Origin of the sequence: Paenimyroides ummariense (assembly GCF_900115115.1) — a bacterium.
In the GTDB taxonomy this organism is placed as follows: Bacteria; Bacteroidota; Bacteroidia; order Flavobacteriales; family Flavobacteriaceae; genus Flavobacterium; species Flavobacterium ummariense.
Genome location: NZ_FOVI01000001.1, coordinates 153,115 through 170,606 on the forward strand (window position 1 = coordinate 153,115; position 17,492 = coordinate 170,606).

At 34.7% G+C, this 17,492-nt stretch carries 17 protein-coding genes; 7 read left to right on the forward strand and 10 right to left on the reverse strand.

Features of this window, described 5'->3' with window-relative positions; genetic code table 11:
• Positions 1-12: 12 nt before the first annotated feature.
• Complete coding sequence (locus BM253_RS00820) at positions 13-1,140, reverse strand: Mrp/NBP35 family ATP-binding protein (RefSeq protein WP_091517586.1); 1,128 nt, start codon at positions 1,138-1,140, stop codon at positions 13-15.
• Positions 1,141-1,372: 232 nt separating this feature from the next.
• On the opposite strand from BM253_RS00820, the gene tpx reads away from it, so the two are divergent.
• Together tpx and BM253_RS00830 are read left to right on the forward strand one after the other, a co-directional pair.
• Positions 1,373-1,873: a thiol peroxidase gene (gene tpx, locus BM253_RS00825; RefSeq protein ID WP_091517589.1), complete on the forward strand. Its 501-nt coding sequence runs from the start codon at positions 1,373-1,375 to the stop codon at positions 1,871-1,873.
• A 117-nt stretch (positions 1,874-1,990) separates the two neighbouring features.
• Positions 1,991-3,415, forward strand: coding sequence for a T9SS type A sorting domain-containing protein (locus BM253_RS00830; protein WP_091517592.1), 1,425 nt, complete (start codon positions 1,991-1,993; stop codon positions 3,413-3,415).
• 44 nt (positions 3,416-3,459) lie between these two features.
• Here the strand turns inward: BM253_RS00830 and BM253_RS00835 are convergent, their stop codons facing one another.
• From BM253_RS00835 to BM253_RS00855, 5 genes are all read right to left on the reverse strand, one after another.
• Positions 3,460-3,771, reverse strand: coding sequence for an MGMT family protein (locus BM253_RS00835; protein WP_091517594.1), 312 nt, complete (start codon positions 3,769-3,771; stop codon positions 3,460-3,462).
• Positions 3,771-4,394, reverse strand: coding sequence for a LysE family translocator (locus tag BM253_RS00840; RefSeq protein ID WP_091517597.1), 624 nt, complete (start codon positions 4,392-4,394; stop codon positions 3,771-3,773). Before BM253_RS00840 ends, BM253_RS00835 begins: the two co-directional genes overlap by 1 nt.
• Positions 4,394-5,068, reverse strand: coding sequence for a tRNA (guanosine(46)-N7)-methyltransferase TrmB (gene trmB / locus BM253_RS00845; protein ID WP_091517600.1), 675 nt, complete (start codon positions 5,066-5,068; stop codon positions 4,394-4,396). The genes BM253_RS00840 and trmB overlap by 1 nt, the downstream gene beginning before the upstream one ends.
• A gap of 66 nt (positions 5,069-5,134) precedes the next feature.
• Positions 5,135-6,184, reverse strand: a complete 1,050-nt coding sequence (locus BM253_RS00850) for a sensor histidine kinase (RefSeq protein WP_091517603.1) — start codon at positions 6,182-6,184, stop codon at positions 5,135-5,137.
• Entirely contained in the window at positions 6,184-6,867 is a 684-nt protein-coding gene (locus tag BM253_RS00855) for a response regulator transcription factor (RefSeq protein WP_091517606.1), read from the reverse strand. Before BM253_RS00855 ends, BM253_RS00850 begins: the two co-directional genes overlap by 1 nt.
• Before the next feature lie 180 nt (positions 6,868-7,047).
• On the opposite strand from BM253_RS00855, the gene BM253_RS00860 reads away from it, so the two are divergent.
• From BM253_RS00860 to BM253_RS00880, 5 genes are all read left to right on the forward strand, one after another.
• Positions 7,048-9,783: a TonB-dependent receptor gene (locus BM253_RS00860; protein WP_091517608.1), complete on the forward strand. Its 2,736-nt coding sequence runs from the start codon at positions 7,048-7,050 to the stop codon at positions 9,781-9,783.
• A gap of 87 nt (positions 9,784-9,870) precedes the next feature.
• The gene (locus tag BM253_RS00865; RefSeq protein ID WP_091517611.1) at positions 9,871-11,061 is read left to right on the forward strand and encodes a hypothetical protein; all 1,191 of its coding nucleotides are present in this window, start codon (positions 9,871-9,873) and stop codon (positions 11,059-11,061) included.
• Positions 11,062-11,247: 186 nt separating this feature from the next.
• Positions 11,248-11,598 (forward strand): T9SS type A sorting domain-containing protein, encoded by a 351-nt coding sequence (locus tag BM253_RS00870; RefSeq protein WP_091517614.1) that lies wholly within the window; start codon positions 11,248-11,250, stop codon positions 11,596-11,598.
• A gap of 121 nt (positions 11,599-11,719) precedes the next feature.
• Positions 11,720-12,460, forward strand: coding sequence for a T9SS type A sorting domain-containing protein (locus BM253_RS00875; RefSeq protein WP_091517616.1), 741 nt, complete (start codon positions 11,720-11,722; stop codon positions 12,458-12,460).
• 82 nt (positions 12,461-12,542) lie between these two features.
• Entirely contained in the window at positions 12,543-13,523 is a 981-nt protein-coding gene (locus BM253_RS00880; protein ID WP_091518067.1) for a LuxE/PaaK family acyltransferase, read from the forward strand.
• A 108-nt stretch (positions 13,524-13,631) separates the two neighbouring features.
• Here BM253_RS00880 and tyrS read toward each other — a convergent pair whose 3' ends face one another.
• The 4 genes from tyrS to BM253_RS17240 all read right to left on the reverse strand — a co-directional run bounded on the left by tyrS (position 13,632) and on the right by BM253_RS17240 (position 17,472).
• On the reverse strand, positions 13,632-14,936 hold the full coding sequence (tyrS, locus tag BM253_RS00885) for a tyrosine--tRNA ligase (protein ID WP_091517619.1): 1,305 nt from the start codon (positions 14,934-14,936) through the stop codon (positions 13,632-13,634).
• 75 nt (positions 14,937-15,011) lie between these two features.
• Positions 15,012-15,410: a DUF4296 domain-containing protein gene (locus BM253_RS00890; RefSeq protein ID WP_091517622.1), complete on the reverse strand. Its 399-nt coding sequence runs from the start codon at positions 15,408-15,410 to the stop codon at positions 15,012-15,014.
• 1 nt (position 15,411) lies between these two features.
• On the reverse strand, positions 15,412-16,749 hold the full coding sequence (locus BM253_RS17235) for a dihydroorotase (protein WP_177205673.1): 1,338 nt from the start codon (positions 16,747-16,749) through the stop codon (positions 15,412-15,414).
• Positions 16,750-17,472 carry a polyprenol monophosphomannose synthase gene (locus BM253_RS17240; protein WP_177205675.1) on the reverse strand — a complete coding sequence of 241 codons (723 nt, stop codon included), beginning with the start codon at positions 17,470-17,472 and terminating at the stop codon, positions 16,750-16,752.
• Positions 17,473-17,492: the final 20 nt, after the last annotated feature.

The window sequence follows — 17,492 nt, forward strand, 5'->3', positions numbered from 1 at the left end:
TATGTTTTAGAATTATTTTTTTACAGCAGAACAACCTGCCATTGTTGTAATTTTAACTGCTTCGGTTGGCGGAAGCGATTCGTTTCTTAAAACGGTTTGTGATACTACATTTTTAGCAATTTCTATAAAAGCATCGGCTACAAGAGATTTTTCTTGTAATGCTGCCGGACGACCGTAATCGCCTGCTTCGCGGATACTTTGTACAATAGGCACTTCACCTAAAAACGGAACATCTAAATCTAAAGCTAAATTCTTCGCTCCTTCTTGTCCAAAAATGTAATATTTGTTTTCAGGTAATTCTTCGGGAGTAAAATATGCCATGTTTTCAATAATACCTAAAACCGGTACGTTGATACTATCTGCCATAAACATCGACACTCCCTTTTTAGCATCTGCCAACGCAACAGCTTGCGGAGTACTTACCACAACCGCGCCCGTAATTGGTAACGATTGCATTAATGACAAGTGAATATCGCCAGTTCCTGGTGGTAAATCTAACAAAAGAAAATCTAATTCGCCCCAATCTGCATCAAAAATCATTTGATTTAATGCTTTAGATGCCATTGGTCCGCGCCATATTACTGCCTGATCCGGACTTGTGAAAAATCCGATCGACAACATTTCTACGCCATAACTTACAATTGGTTTCATTTTTGATTTTCCATCTACATCAACCGAAATTGGCTTCGATTTCTCAACATCGAACATAATTGGCATCGAAGGGCCGTAAATATCAGCATCTAAAACACCAACTTTAAAGCCCATATTAGCCAATGTAACCGCTAAATTTGCCGTAATTGTTGATTTACCAACACCACCTTTACCAGACGATACCGCAATAATATTGCTTATTCCCGGAATTGATTTGCCTTTGATTTCAGGTTTCTCTGGAGTTTCAACCTTAATATTTACTTTTACTTTTGCTTTATCGTAGATTTTTTCGTGAATGGTTTTCATAATATCTACTTCGGCACGTTTTTTAATATGTAAAGCCGGCGTGTGCAACGTAACATCAACCACCACTTCGTCGCCAAAAGTCATTACGTTTTGTACCGCACCGCTTTCAACCATATTTTTACCTTCGCCTGCAATAGAAATAGTTTCTAAAGCAGTTAATATTTCTTTTCTGTCTAATTTCATTTTTTGTATCTTAATAAAGCTGTTTAAAAACCTGCTGCTAAACAACTTATGTAGAATTATTTTAAATTACAAAGATAACACGAATTTATGATACTTTAAAGTTAATGATTTAATAAATTAAGTATGTTGTTTGATGCTGGGTGAAGGATGTTAATTAAACAAAAAGTTTTTCAGGCATTATAGCCTTTATTTAAAAATAGCTGTAATTTTATAGAAACAAAAAATTGAAATTATGGCACAGATAACATTTAAAGGAAACGGAATTAATACCGCAGGAAATTTACCAGAAATTGGTGCAACGGCTCCAGATTTTAAATTAACAGCAAGCGATTTGTCTGAAAAATCGTTAAGCGATTACAAAGGAAAAAATGTGGTTTTAAATATTTTCCCAAGTGTTGATACTGGTGTTTGCGCACAATCGGTACGCACATTCAACAAAGAAGTTTCGGCAATAGATAATACGGTTGTTTTATGTATTTCTAAAGATTTACCGTTTGCATTGAACCGTTTTTGTGCGGCAGAAGGTTTAAGTAATGTAGAAACATTATCGGATTTTAAAAGTGACGATTTTACAAATGCTTACGGCGTTAAAATGACCGACGGTCCTTTAAATGGCTTAATGAGTAGAGCTGTTGTGGTAATAAACCCAGAAGGAAAAGTAGTTTATAACGAACAAGTTCCTGAAATTACTCAAGAACCAGATTACAACCATGCAATTAATGCGTTGAAGTAAAATTTATTTTTTTTACAATTAGTATCGCCAAAGTATAACACTTTGGCTTTTTTTAAACATACATTATGATTGTATAAAATTTTAGTATTTTTATGATAAACTAAAAAAGCAATAATTATGCAAAAAAAATTACTATTCTTTTTTATTACATTATTAGGTTTTAATGTATATTCTCAATATTGTGTTGAAGAAATATCGGTAGGACAAAATGTTGTTTCAATTCTTACTAAAGACAATAAAAGAGTTTCGTTTGGTGAAAATAGTCATCGAGGACAAATAGGCGATGGCACTAAAAATGATTATTCTTTTTCAGCTCCCCACATAGAAATTAATGCAAACTGGAAAATGATACGTCAGGGATTCTTTCATACATTAGCCATTAAAAATGATGGGACTTTGTGGAGTTGGGGTAGTAATGACGCCGGGAAATTAGGTAACGGTACCATGACAGATCATTACATACCTACACAAGTAGGAACGGATAATGATTGGGTAATGATTGCTGTAGGTGGTTGGCATTCTATTGCATTAAAATCTAACGGAACATTGTGGGGATGGGGAAATACAAGAACTAAAGCTTTAGGTTACTTCCATTCTAATTTACCACAAGACCAAACAACACCTATTCAATTAAATAACGATACCGATTGGAGTTTTATAAATGCTGATAGTCATACTACATTTGCTATAAAAAATAATGGTGAACTATATGGTACAGGCGCTGTAAGTTTAGGCGCACCCAACCCCGGCGTTAGTAATGCTATTCGCTTACCACTAGGAACCCAATTTGAATCTAACGGCTTTTATAAATTGAGTAAGGATACTGATTGGAAAAAAATTATGATAAGTTCCGACTCTTTTTATGTAATGCTCAAAAATGATAATACCTTGTGGGGCGTTTCGTATGGGAATAGTAATAACAATAACGGTTTGGGTATAAATAATGTCCAAATGGATTATTTTACAGATTATATACAACTTGGCACGGACACTTGGAAAGATGTAAGTATCACAGGATCTAATTTTTTAGGAATACAAACCGACGGTTCACTATGGTATTCTGGTGCTGGTTTATTTGGAGGTCCATATACTTACATGAATACAAACATACGTACACAAATAGGCACCGATAAAGATTGGAAAAGTGTTACTGGATCTATTGGATTTTACAAAGGCTTCTGGTTGACTAAAGATGACAATTCACTATGGTATTTTGGTACTAATACAAATTTACCATCTCAAATTTCGCCTGCCACTACACCTAAAGAGGTTTACTATTGTGGAAAAGCTTCCTCTCACGAATACACTAATGAAATTAGTATTAATTTATATCCTAATCCAACTACCGATAAACTTTTTTGGTCAGAAAAAGATATCATAATTGAAAAAATCACCATCTATGACATTAATGGAAAAAAGGTAGTAGAACAAAATGTTTCAGAAAACAGCATAAATGTTTCGCATCTTGCAAATGGTGCCTATTTAATAAAATTAGAATCTGGCGGTAAGGTAGTTTATCACTCCAAATTTATAAAAAAATAAGATTAAAACAGAAAACATCCAAAATTTAAATTTTGGATGTTTTTTTAAGGCTCCCAAAAATGTTCATTAAAATTTTGAACCGTATTTTCTTTAATTTTTATTCCTTCATTTTCCAGCAACTGCTGCATTAAATTGGTTCCTTGGAAATGATGCTTGCCAGTAAGTAAACCTTTTCGGTTGACTACGCGGTGGGCCGGAACATCTTCGTGCATGCCAGAAGCATTTAACGCATAACCAACCATTCGGGCAGATTTTGGCGCACCTATCTTTTTTGCAATAGCTCCGTACGTTGTAATTTTTCCGTAGGGAATCTGCTTTACAACTTCATAAACCCGCTGAAAAAAATCTTTTTCCATTATTTATAAAACAGTTTGTACAAATTAATAACGGTGATGATTCCGGTTACGCAACCTAAAATTTTATTGATGTTTTTTAAGACAAAGTTCTCTTGCAACACCGCATTTTTAAATAGGTTTATATAAAACATGAAAGCTAAAAAAGATCCAATTAACACACCAACCGTTAAAAAAACATTACTGATATAATTAATCTCGTAAAAATTATTATTAACAGCCGTTATGGTTATAAAAACATAATAAAATATAGGAAATACGTTTATTAATGCCAACAAAATACCTTGGGTAAAACGTTTTCTTTTTTGTATGATTTCAATTTCGGCATCGTCTTTCTTCTTGGGTTTTGCCACAAAAAAATAGATCGTGAGTATCAAGAAAACCACAAAACCAATTTCACGGATAATGTTGGTTATAAAAACACTTCGATCAATAATTTTTGCAAAAAATACCGCCAAATAGGTTTGTAAAGCAATGATGATAAAAGTGCCCAGCATAAAGCTGTAGGCGTTTTTCATTCCTTCCCTTTTAGAAATTTTTACTACCGTAGCATTTAAAATACCAGGAAGTAATGTTCCAAAAACAGAAGCAATAAGCCCTGTCAAAAAAGGAAGGATATAATTCATTACTTAAGCTGGAATTTAATATACGTGATGGGCTTGTTCTGCTCTAAATACTGCGATTCGTAAAAAGTTTGAATACCCGTAACCATTTCCGGAGCACCTTCGTTTCTATAAACATTGTGGTTTGCGTACAACACTTTGTGCCCTGCGCCATGCAATAAACCTAAAGTATAACCGTGCATAAATTCGCTGTCGGTTTTTAGGTTAATGATCCCTTCTTCCTTCAGGATATTTTTATATCGAGCCAAAAATTCTTCGTTGGTTAAACGGTGCTTGGTACGTTTGTATTTAATTTGCGGATCGGGAAAAGTAATCCAGATTTCATCAACTTCGTGTGTTGCAAAACAGTTTTCAATCAATTCAATTTGTGTGCGTAAAAAGACTACATTCGGGATATTTTCTTCAACAGCCGTTTTAGCACCACGCCAAAAACGCGATCCTTTTATATCAACTCCAATAAAATTTATGTTTGGATAACGGCGCGCCAATTCTACCGAATATTCGCCTTTACCGCAACCTAATTCTAAAACAATCGGGTTATTGTTTTTAAAAACTTCTTTATTCCAGTTGCCTTTTAAAGCAAAGTTATCGTTCATAACCTCTTCTCTACCCGGCTGATAAACATTTGAAAACGTTTCGTTTTCTCTGAAGCGTTTCAATTTATTTTTACTTCCCACTCTACAAAATTTTGGTAAAAATACAACAATTGAACGGTAGTTAAATTTAGAAAACTAAAAAAGCTGTTATTTTTTAACAGCTTTTTCTATAGTAAACGAAAATTCAGACCCTACACCTATTTTACTTTCTACGTAAATATGCTCGTTGTGGGCTTCTATAATGTGTTTTACAATGGACAGACCTAATCCGGAACCGCCAATATCGCGCGATCTACTGGAATCGGTTCTGTAAAAACGTTCAAACAAACGGGAAATATGCTTTTTTTCTATTCCGTAACCGTTGTCGGTTATACGAATAAGAAGTTTTTTATCGGTTAAGCTTTCTATTGACACTTCAGTTGTACCATTATCTTTACCGTATTTTATGGAATTATCTACCAAATTTAAAACCACCTGATTGATTTTTTCTCGATCACCATTCACAAAAATTGATCTATAGTGATCTTTATCAAACATTAAGGTGATGTCTTTTTTATCGGCTTTCATTTCCAACAAATCAAAAACATTCTGAAAAAGTTCGATTATATCAAAAGTTTGAATGTTCACTTTTAATTCGTTTGTTTCTAATTTGGTAATCATATCCAAATCGTTCACAATATCAATTAATCGTTCAATACCTTTATCGGCACGTTCCAGGTATTTTTTGCGAATTGCTTTATCTTTCACACCGCCATCTAACAATGTAGAAACGTATCCTTGAACCGTAAACAAAGGTGTTTTGAGTTCGTGCGCCACGTTTCCAATAAACTCACGGCGGTATTCTTCCTGTACTTTAAGTGATTCAATTTCCACTTTTTTATCGGTAGCAAATTTGTTTACTTCGTACATCAACGTTTGCATATCGGTAGTTACCGGTTGGTTTCGCAAAACCGATTCGTCTAAAATACTTACTTCTTTATATATTTTTTGAATGCGGCGGTAAATAAAGCGTTCTACCCTGTATTGCAACACAAAAAAGCAAAAAGCAAAAAACAGCAACGTAAATGTTACTGTAAAAAGCCAGTTTATTTGGAAAAATAAATGTTGCAACGCCATGAGCAATAATGTACTAAAAAGTACAATGACCAATGACGATTTTAATGCAAATTTGTAAGATTTACGGTATTTTATACCCATTAAACTTCTAATTTATAACCTACGCCTTTTATGGTTTTAAATAAATCGTCGCCAATTTTTTCGCGTAGTTTTCTTATGTGTACATCAATTGTTCTACCGCCAACAATTACTTCGTTACCCCAAACTTTGTCTAAAATTTCTTCGCGTTTAAACACTTTTCCTGGTTTTGAAGCTAAAAGATAAAACAATTCAAACTCTTTACGTGGTAAAATAATTTCAGTTTTGTCTTTAATGATTTTATACTCTTCGCGGTTAATTTCTATATCGCCAATTTTTAAAACATCTTCTACTGAAATATCTTCTTTTACACGGCGTAACAATGCTTTTACTTTACTAACCAGTAGTTTTGGTTTAATTGGTTTGGTTATGTAATCATCTGCACCTACATCAAACCCAGCAACTTGCGAATAATCTTCGCCACGAGCGGTTAAAAACGTAATAATGCTGCTGTTCAATTCAGGCATCTTTCGCATGTTTTCGCATGTTTCAATACCATCCATTTCGGGCATCATTACATCAAGAATAACTAAGTTAGGAACTTCTTTTTTTGCAATAGACAATGCTTCTTTACCATTTTTGGCTGTGAATACCTGATAATTTTCGGCTTCTAAATTAAAACCTACAATTTCTAAAATATCCGCATCATCATCAACTAATAAGATTTTAATATCCTTATTTTTCATTTGTTTTATTGTTGTTTCGGTTGTAAAATTAAAGATAAATAAAAAACAAACAACCTCTTAACGATTATTTAATGTACTAACAATTTCTTTACAAAAACTCAATACTTTCGTAAAAAAGCTGTAACGTTTCAATAACTTTTAGGTAATTCCTTTGCAACGAAAATTTATAATAACAATATAATGAAATTAAATTTTTTGGCAGCAGCGTTATTATTTGGAGTAGTGACTTATGCACAGGATACAAAAACGATTAAAGGCCACATTTACGATACAGCTAATAACAACGAACCTTTGGCGTATGCAACAGTGATGTTACAAAACACATCAATTGGTGCAGAAACCGATGAAAACGGGTATTTTGAAATTGAATGCGAGCAAGGATCTTATTTATTAGAAGCATCGTACGCAGGGTATCAAACCTTTGTTTTACCTTATGATACAGGAAGTGCTAACGAAGTTAACATTAATATGACTCCTGAAGAAGCCAATTTAAACGAGTTGGTTATTACGGTTAATAACAGAAAATCATCGGAAACAGCTTTATTAAGCGAACAGCGTAAATCGTTAGAAATAAAACAACAGATCGGCGCACAAGAGCTTTCGCGTAAAGGTGTGGGCGATGTTGCTGCGGCGGTTGCAAAAACAGCAGGTATTTCTCAGCAAGAAGGAAGCAATAACGTGTATGTTCGTGGTTTGGGCGACAGATACAATTCAACATCTTTAAACGGTTTGCCGGTTCCATCGAACGATCCGGAGAAAAAGAACATTAATTTAGAATTATTTTCAACGGATATTGTGGAATATATTTCGATCGACAAAACCTTTAATTCAAGAAATACCGGAGATTTTGGTGGTGGAAATGTAGATATCTTATCAAAAGATTTTAAAGACAGTGGTTTGTTCGAAATTGAACTAGGTGCGCAAGCAAACACCAATGCGTTAAGCAAAGGCAGCGATTTTGTACTTCCGCAAGGTCCAAGCAAAATGGGTTACGCATCATACGGAAAACCTAACAACGCTTTAAATGGTTACAACTTTCAGAACAGTTTACAACCAGAAAGTGCCGGTCCAATTGGTGGAAACTTTGGTTTAAAAGCAGGTAAATCGTTCTTAATTGGCGAAACCGGTAAATTAAATTTATTTGCTACAGCAAGTTTTGATAACGGTTTTACTTACAGAGAAGGTATTAACCAAAGTACCAGTGCGCAGGGTGCAAAATTAAAATCGTTTAACCAGGAAAAATTCTCGCAAACTACCAATACTACAGGTATGTTTAATGCTAATTACCATGTGAATGACAACCACCGTTTAGCATATAACTTTTTGTACATTAATTCTTCTGATTTATCAAGAGATACTTATACAGGCAGCGACCGTGATTTTGAAGGCGATCATGATGCTTTATTGGTTCAGCGTGGTACATTCATTCAAAATACGGTTTTAATTAATCAGTTGTTGGGTAACCACAAACTAAACGAAAAATTAGGTTTTGATTGGGCGGTATCGTACAACACCATTGAAAGTGACATGCCGGATAGAACGCAAAACAAAATGTTTTACTGGAAAGATTCAGATACTTACACTTTAGCGCAACGTACCATTACAGATAACCACCGTTACTTTCAAAATCTTAAAGAAGATGAAATTGCAGCGAATCTTGCATTGAATTACAAATTAGGTGTTGATGAAAACGGTAACGAAAAAGGAAAAGTAACTTTTGGTTACAACGGTCGAGTAAAAAAACGTGATTTTGAAGCGATACAATACAACTTCCGTATTTCGGGCGATGCTTTAACAAGTGCTGTAAATCCGAATAATTTAGATACTTTTTTCAATCAGCAAAACTATACCAGCGGCTTATTTAGTATTTCGGCATTTGCAGGCGATACTCCACAAACATACAGTGGTGAACAAAATATACATGCCTCTTTTGGTAATTTAGAATACCGTTTAACCGATAAATTCAGCGCAGTTATTGGTTTACGTTACGAAAAAATAGATCAAACCGTACAATGGAGAACGCAGTTAGATGCTATTGAGCAAACCAACAAATTTAACCGTAACGAATTTTTACCAAACTTATCGTTAAAATATGAATTGTCAGGCACACAAAATTTACGTTTAGCAGCAAGTAAAACCTACACATTGCCTCAATTTAAAGAACGCGCACGCTTTATTTACGAAGACGTAACCGAAATTAAAGTAGGTAACCCGTACTTATATCCATCGCAAAACTACAACTTTGACTTAAAATGGGAAATTTTCCCAATGAACGATGAAGTAATTTCGGTAGCCACTTTTGGTAAGTACATTCAAGATCCTATCAATGAAATCACCATGGCATCTTCTACCAACGATATCACTTGGGTAAATATTGGTGACAAAGGATACGTTTACGGAGCAGAATTCGAAATTAAGAAAAGACTTTTTGATTTTGGCGGAACTAACATCAATAACATTTCGGGTGGTTTGAATGTATCGTATATGAAAACCGATCAGGAAGTAGATAAAGATAAAATTCAACGTGAAACCAACGGATTGATAAATACCAATTTTGATTTTGACCGATCGTCGTTCACAGGTGCTTCTGATTTATTATTGAATGCAGATATTTCGTATGTAACCGAATGGAACGAAGGCAGAGGAATGACCGCTACTGTTGCATACACACATTATTCTGACCGTTTGTACGCTTTAGGTGTAGAAAGCAAAGGTAATTTAATTGACAAAGGCATGGGAAGTTTAGATTTTATCTTAAAAACAAAAATCCATAAAAACTTTGCACTTGATTTTGCCGCACGTAACATTTTAAATCCGGAATTCCGCAGAATACAAGACAACGCTTCAGGTGCAATAGATGCTGTTACATATAAAAGAGGAGCCTTCTTTAGTTTAGGTGGAAAATATACATTTTAACAACATATTCATTACATACGCTTAACACACATTAAAGTATTAATACACAACTTTGTATCAAATAAAATAACTAATTATTTAAAGAAAATGAAAAAGCCAATTTCAAAACTATTTAGCTTAACATTATTATCATTAACATTAGCAGCAACAGCAGTTTCTTGTTCAAGTGACGATTCAACTCCAGAAGTAGAACAACCAACTTCAGACTTTAAAGTAGACCGTAACAATTTAACAGGCGAAATTAAAAGTGGTCACGTAACATTAACAGACGGAACTTATAAATTAACCGGAAAACTAATCGTAGCTAACGGTGCAAAATTAACCATTAAAGCAGGTGTAAAAATTGAAGCTACAGCTTTAGGCGCAGGTCAGTTTGATGCAGTTCGCTACATTGCTGTTGCACAAGGTGGGCAAATTTTCATCGAAGGTACATCTTCTAACCCGGTAATCATGACTGCAGAAGAAAAAGCGCCAGGTAAATGGGGTGGTTTGGTAATTTGCGGTAAAGCACCAATTAACAAAGGAGCTACAGCAACTGCAGAGGTTTCTGAATTAACTTATGGTGGATCTGATGCGAATGACAACTCAGGATCTATTAAATATTTAAGAATCGAATATTCTGGATACTCTTACAACGCAGATAAAGAATTCAATGGTCTTTCTATGTTTGGTGTGGGTAAAGGAACAACTATTGATTATGTACAGATTCACGATGGATCAGACGATGGTTTTGAGTGGTTTGGTGGTACCGTTGATGCTAAACACTTAGTTGTTACAAATTTCCATAGTGAAGTAGGTGATGATTTATTCGATTGGACAGAAGGTTGGAACGGTGTAGGTGAAAACTGGTACGGGAAAAGAACAAATGGTGGTAACCGTGGTATCGAAGCAGATAACAACTCTAACAACCACACAGCAGCACCAATTGCTAACCCAACTATTAAAAACTTAACGTTAATTGGTAACAACGGTGGTAGCGAAAACCAAGCAATGAAATTGCGTGTAGGTACTAAAGGATCTTTTGACAACGTTGTACTAAGTAACTTTGGAACAGGTTTCGATGTGGAGCACGATGAAGGAATTAGCTACGTTGCAAGTGGTGAATTAAAAGCTACACGCGTTAAATTTGATAACGTTGCAACAAAATCTAAAGGAAAGAAAACCGACGGAACAGCTGCAGATGTTAGCAAAATCTTTACAGAAGATGCTACAGCAACAGGTGCAGGTAACGGAACAGCAACCCCAACTTGGGCAACTGGCTGGACAGTAGGTTTGTAATAAATTTCAAATAATTACTGTCACAGTTTAAGTCAGTTTGTCATACTACGCAAAGATGTAAAACAACTTAAACAAACAGTAAATCAGTTAAAATCTTCATAAATAACCTCAATTTTTTATTGAGGTTATTTTTTTGGTATTTTATTTGATATTTATTTTATATATTTACTTATTCAATTTAAAGTTATGAAAGAAAAATACCTATATATATTCTTACTGTTAATAATAACAAGCTTTTCTGCGCAAGCACAAACAGCCAAAAACAGTGGAGTAGCAGACCAAGTTAAAACCGAGAATACGTTAGACAAGGTTCAAATTTACCCGAACCCGGTTACCAGCGGTAAAATTTACATTAACGCAGAAAACACCTCAACCAAAACTATTGAGTTGTACGACATGCTGGGTAAAAGAATTGTTTTTACAGAAATGAACGGTTACCAGAAAGAATTAAACGTATCCAACTTAAAAGCGGGCGTTTATATTTTAAAACTGTCCGAAAAAAATAACAGCATTACACGCAAAATTGTAATAAAATAAAACATACGCCCGTGATTATTTCACGGGCTTTTTTAATGGAAACAATTTAGTAACATACACTCTTTTAGGTTTTAAAAAATTACCTTAACTTTGCATTATAAAATTTAAAAACAATTCAGATATGAAAAAAATTTACACTTTAGTTACAATTTTGGCAGCTTCTTTTGCTGCGAATGCACAGACTACAGTTAAAAAGGAATTTAATCAGTTTGGCTTTACAAACGCACAGGCATTTCCTAGTGGTGCTATCGATTCCAACATTTCATTTACAACTGTAAAAAATGCTTCAAATGTTGATCCTGCATACTACGATGGAGGCGGTGGTACCATTAGACTTTATCCAGGAGCTGGAGATGGTGGTTCACTTGAATTTACTTTCACAAATAATATTACAGTAACTGACGTTATTGTGGAAGCAGGTGTTACTAATGCAGCAGACGCAACATATTTTGTTGATGGATCTACTACAGGAACTGCCCTGGTTGCAGATAGCCAAGGGTTATATACTATATCTGGTATAAATGCGGCAACTGGTTTAAAATTTCAAAATAGTGCTAACGCAACATCTGGTAATCAAATTAGAGTTTTATCTGTTACATTCACATATACTACTTCTGCATCAACAAAAGAAAACAACATCGAAGGTTTAAACATTTTCCCTAACCCAGCGAACGATGTTTTAAACATTACATCAAACAATACTGCTGATAAAAACGTACAGTTATTTGATTTAACAGGTAAAAAAGTATTAGATGTTACTACTGTTTCTCAAGTAAACGTTTCTACATTGAAAGCGGGTATTTATGTAGCAAAAATCAACGAAGCTGGTAAAACAGCTACTCGTAAAGTTGTTATTAAATAATTTTTATAGAAATAAATCTTAAAAGCATCTCTTAACCGAGATGCTTTTTTTATTCGTAATTTTGTACTTTAAAACAAAAATCGTGTTTACACCAGAAGACATCATTTCCATACATACCACAAAAGAATTTCATAAAACAGCGATGAAAGTGTTTCGCTATCAGTTTCAGCACAACGAAGTGTATCAAAAATACTGTTTGTTGTTGAAGAAAAGTCCGGAGAATGTAAAGCACCTTACTGAAATTCCTTTTTTACCTATTGAATTTTTTAAATCGAAAGATATATTAAGTTCTATAGATGCCGTGCAAACCACGTTCACAAGTAGCGGAACTACCGGAATGATCACTTCTAAACATCATGTAACCGATTTAGGTTTTTACGAAGCCAGTTTTCGTAGTGCGTTTTCTAAATTTTACGGAAACATTGAAGATTATGCCGTTTTGGCGTTGCTTCCCTCCTATTTAGAACGCGAAGGATCGTCGTTAATCTACATGGCAAAAGATTTTATAGAAGGATCTAATCATCCCGATTCTGGATTTTATCTGCATAACTACAATGAACTCGCACAGAAGTTAGTCGAATTAGATAACAAGGGACAAAATATTTTGTTAATTGGTGTTACCTACTCTCTTTTAGATTTAATTGAACTACAAAAATTCGAGCTAAAGAACACCATTATTATGGAAACCGGTGGTATGAAAGGCAAACGTAAAGAACTAATTCGCGAAGAACTGCATACGATTTTAGCCGAAGGTTTTGGAGTGGAAAAAATTCATTCGGAATACGGAATGACGGAATTACTTTCTCAAGCCTATTCGTTTGGTGATGGTATTTTTGAATGTCCGCCGTGGATGGATATTTTAATTCGCGATACCGAGGATCCGTTAACAATTATTGAAGATGGAAAAACAGGCGGTATTAATGTGATTGATTTGGCTAATATAAATTCGTGCTCGTTTATTGCTACGCAAGATTTAGGTAAGAAATATCCCGATTACTCTTTTGAAGTTTTGGGCAGATTTGATAATTCGGATATTCGTGGATGTAATTTAATGGTTTATTAATCTCTATAAAATTAAAAACTTATTACGTAATTATAAGATTTCTCCTTCGTCGAAATGACAAAGTCTATTTTAAAATAAAAAACCTCAGCTTTCACTGAGGTTTAATTGTTATTGTACATTTAATACAAAGTAATTTTTCTTGCCTTTTTGTAGCAACACAAACTGATTGTTTATTAAATCGTTTGTTGATAAACTAAAACCTTCCTGAACTTTTTCACGGTTTACAGAGATCGAGTTTTCTGCTAAAGCTCTTCTTGCTTCTCCGTTTGATTTCATAAAGCCCGATTTAGTGTTTAAAACATCTACAATGTCAATTCCTGCTTTTAAATCTTCCATAGAAATTTCGGCTTGCGGAACTCCATCGAAAACTTCTAAGAATGTTTTAGCATCTAATGCTTTTAAATCGTCTGCCGATGCATTTCCGAACAAAATTCCTGATGCTTTTACTGCGTTTTCAAAATCTTCGCGCGAATGAACCATTACGGTTACTTCTTCTGCCAAACGTTTTTGTAACGGACGTAAATGCGGTGCTTCGTTATGTTCTGCTATTATTTTTTCGATTTCTTCTTTTGACAAAAAAGTAAAAATCTTGATGTATTTTTCTGCATCTGCATCAGCTGTATTCAACCAAAACTGGTAAAATTTGTACACCGATGTTTTATCGGCTGTTAACCAAATATTACCACCTTCGCTTTTTCCAAATTTAGAACCATCGGCTTTTGTGATTAACGGACAAGTCATTGCATAAGCTTTTGCACGCTCATCGTTATCAACATTCATACGGCGTACCAATTCTGTTCCCGTAGTAATATTTCCCCACTGATCGCTTCCGCCCATTTGCAACAAACAGTTGTATTCTTTATTTAGGTGGTAAAAATCGTATCCTTGAATTAATTGGTATGTAAATTCGGTAAAACTCATTCCGGCACCATCACTTTCAAAACGTTTTTTTACTGAATCTTTTGCCATCATGTAATTTACTGTAATGCGCTTACCTACATCGCGAGCAAAAGCAATGAACGAAAAATCTTTCATCCAATCGTAGTTATTTACTAAAACCGGTGCGTTATCATCTTTCGCATCAAAATCTAAAAAACGAGATAACAAAGCTTTTATTCCGTTTACGTTTTTAGTAAGCGTAGCTTCGTCTAACAAATTTCTTTCGTCTGACTTCCCTGATGGATCGCCAATCATACCAGTCGCTCCACCAACCAAAGCAATTGGCTTGTGTCCGAAATTTCTTAAATGCTGTAATAAAATAATTGGTACTAAACTACCTATATGTAATGAATCTGATGTTGGGTCGAAACCAATATATGCTGTAGTAGATTCTTTTGTTAATTGTTCTTCTGTTCCGGGCATCATGTCGTGAACAAGCCCGCGCCAGCGTAATTCTTCTACTAAATTTTTCATCTTTAAAATATTTTGTGCAAATATAGTATTTTCAAAAATAAAGAAAGCCACAAAAAATGTGACTTTACTAAATTATTATTTGTTTCGGCGCAATGCTTTAAGTTCTTTTACGTTGATTACCGGATTGAGTTTTTCTTCGGTTGAATCGGGTTTGGTAGCACGAACTTCTTCTAACTTTTTCTGAAGGCGTTTTTGAACCGAATCGTAAATTACCGCATATACATCGGGATCTTGTTGATAGATTTTTTGCGCTTTGATAAACTTTAAACTGTCTACACCATGTTTTTTCAAAATCTGCTTATAATCTACCACATACTGAATGGTATCTCTTCTGTTTGATGTATTGCGTGCACTTGACGATACAGTAAGATCATACAAAACATCGACCATTTTTTCTTGCGGAATTTCGGCTTTCTCTGTTTTTGTACAACCAACCAGAATGATTAAAAAAAATGCTGAAACTAAATTTTTCATATTATCTATTGAATAACAATCGTTGACCAAAACGTTCTTCGCTGATAACGCCGTTTTCCATAACAACCTTTCCGTTTAAAACTGTTGACTGTACTTTTGTGGTAAAATCAACACCTTCTAAAGGAGACCAACCGCATTTTGCCAATACGTTTTCTTTGGTAACCGTCCATTTTTCGCTGTTTAAATCAACCAAAGCCAAATCGGCAAAGAAACCTTCCTTAACAAAACCGCGTTTTTCTATTTTGAACAGAATTGCCGGGTTGTGCATCATTTTCTGAACAACTTTTTCTAACGATATTTTTCCTGCTTTTGCAAATTCTAACATAGTAATCAACGAATGCTGAACCAACGGCCCACCAGACGGAGCTTGAGAATATTTTTGCGATTTCTCTTCTAATGTATGCGGTGCGTGATCGGTTGCAATCACATCGATACGATCATCTAACAACGCTTCCCAGATTTTTTCTCGATCAGTTGCCGATTTTACCGCAGGATTCCATTTAATGAAATTTCCTTTTGTTTTATAATCTTCATCTGAAAAATACAAGTGATGCACGCAAACTTCTGCAGTAATCATTTTTTCTTCTAAAGGAATATCGTTTCTGAACAAATCGGTTTCAATTCCAGTGCTTATGTGGAAAATATGCAAACGCGCGCCTGTTTTCTTCGCTAATTCAATTGCTTTTGATGACGATTTATAACACGCCTCTGCACTACGAATTACAGGATGTTGCGATACCGGAATATCGTCACCAAACTCTTCTTTTGCTTTTGCAAGATTTTCGCGAATGGTTTGTTCGTCTTCGCAGTGAACGGCAATCAGCATTTTTGTTGATGAGAATATTTTCTCCAGAACTTCTTCGTTATCAACCAACATATTACCTGTAGATGATCCTAAAAACAACTTAATTCCGGCAACATTACGCGGATTTGTCTTTAAAACTTCTTCTAAATTATCGTTGGTTCCGCCCATCATAAACGAATAATTCGCGTAAGATGTATTGGCTGCAATTTGATATTTCTCTTCTAAAATTTCTTGCGTAACGGCATTTGGAACCGTATTTGGCTGTTCAATAAACGATGTAACTCCACCTGCAATTGCCGCTTTAGATTCTGTTGCAATGTTACCTTTGTGTGTTAAACCTGGTTCGCGAAAATGAACCTGATCATCAATAACACCCGGAAAAATGTGCAATCCCGAAGCATCGATTACTTTATCGGCAGCAACCGTAATTTGTGTATCTATTTTAGAAATGATTTCATTTTCGATAAAAATATCGGCTTTAAAAACTTTTCCTTCGTTAACTATGGTTCCGTTTTTAATTAAAAGAGTGCTCATTTATAATTTATTAAATAGTTTTTTAAATCGTAATTGTAAAACGCCCAGAACGGCTTCTTTAATAATACTGCCCGACATTTTTGATTTTCCTTTGGTTCGATCGGTAAAAATAATTGGAACTTCTACCAGCTTAAAGTTACGTGAAAATGCGCGATATTTCATTTCGATCTGAAACGCATATCCCACAAATTTAATTTTATCCAAATTGATCTGTTCTAAAACCGAACGATGGTAACAAATGAAGCCCGCCGTGGTATCCATAACATTCATGCTGGTCACAAAACGCACGTAAACCGATGCAAAATACGACAATAATACGCGACTTAACGGCCAGTTTACCACATTAACACCTTTTACGTAGCGCGAACCTATAGCAACATCGGCTACATTTTTACACACTTCCAACAATTTTGGTAAATCATTCGGATTGTGCGAAAAATCGGCATCCATTTCAAAAATATATTCGTAATTATGCTTTAACGCCCATTTAAAACCGGCTACATAAGCGGTGCCCAGTCCGTTTTTCTTTAATCTTTTCTTTAAGAAAATCCTATCAGGGAATTCTTCTGCAATTTGTAATACTTTTTCCGAGGTTCCGTCGGGCGAATTATCATCAACCACCAAAACATCAATGGGTGTGTCCAAATTCATAACCGCACGTAAAATATCTTCGATATTTTCTATTTCGTTAAAAGTAGGTATTACAACTATATTTTGCTTCATAAAAAAATATTGCTCAAATG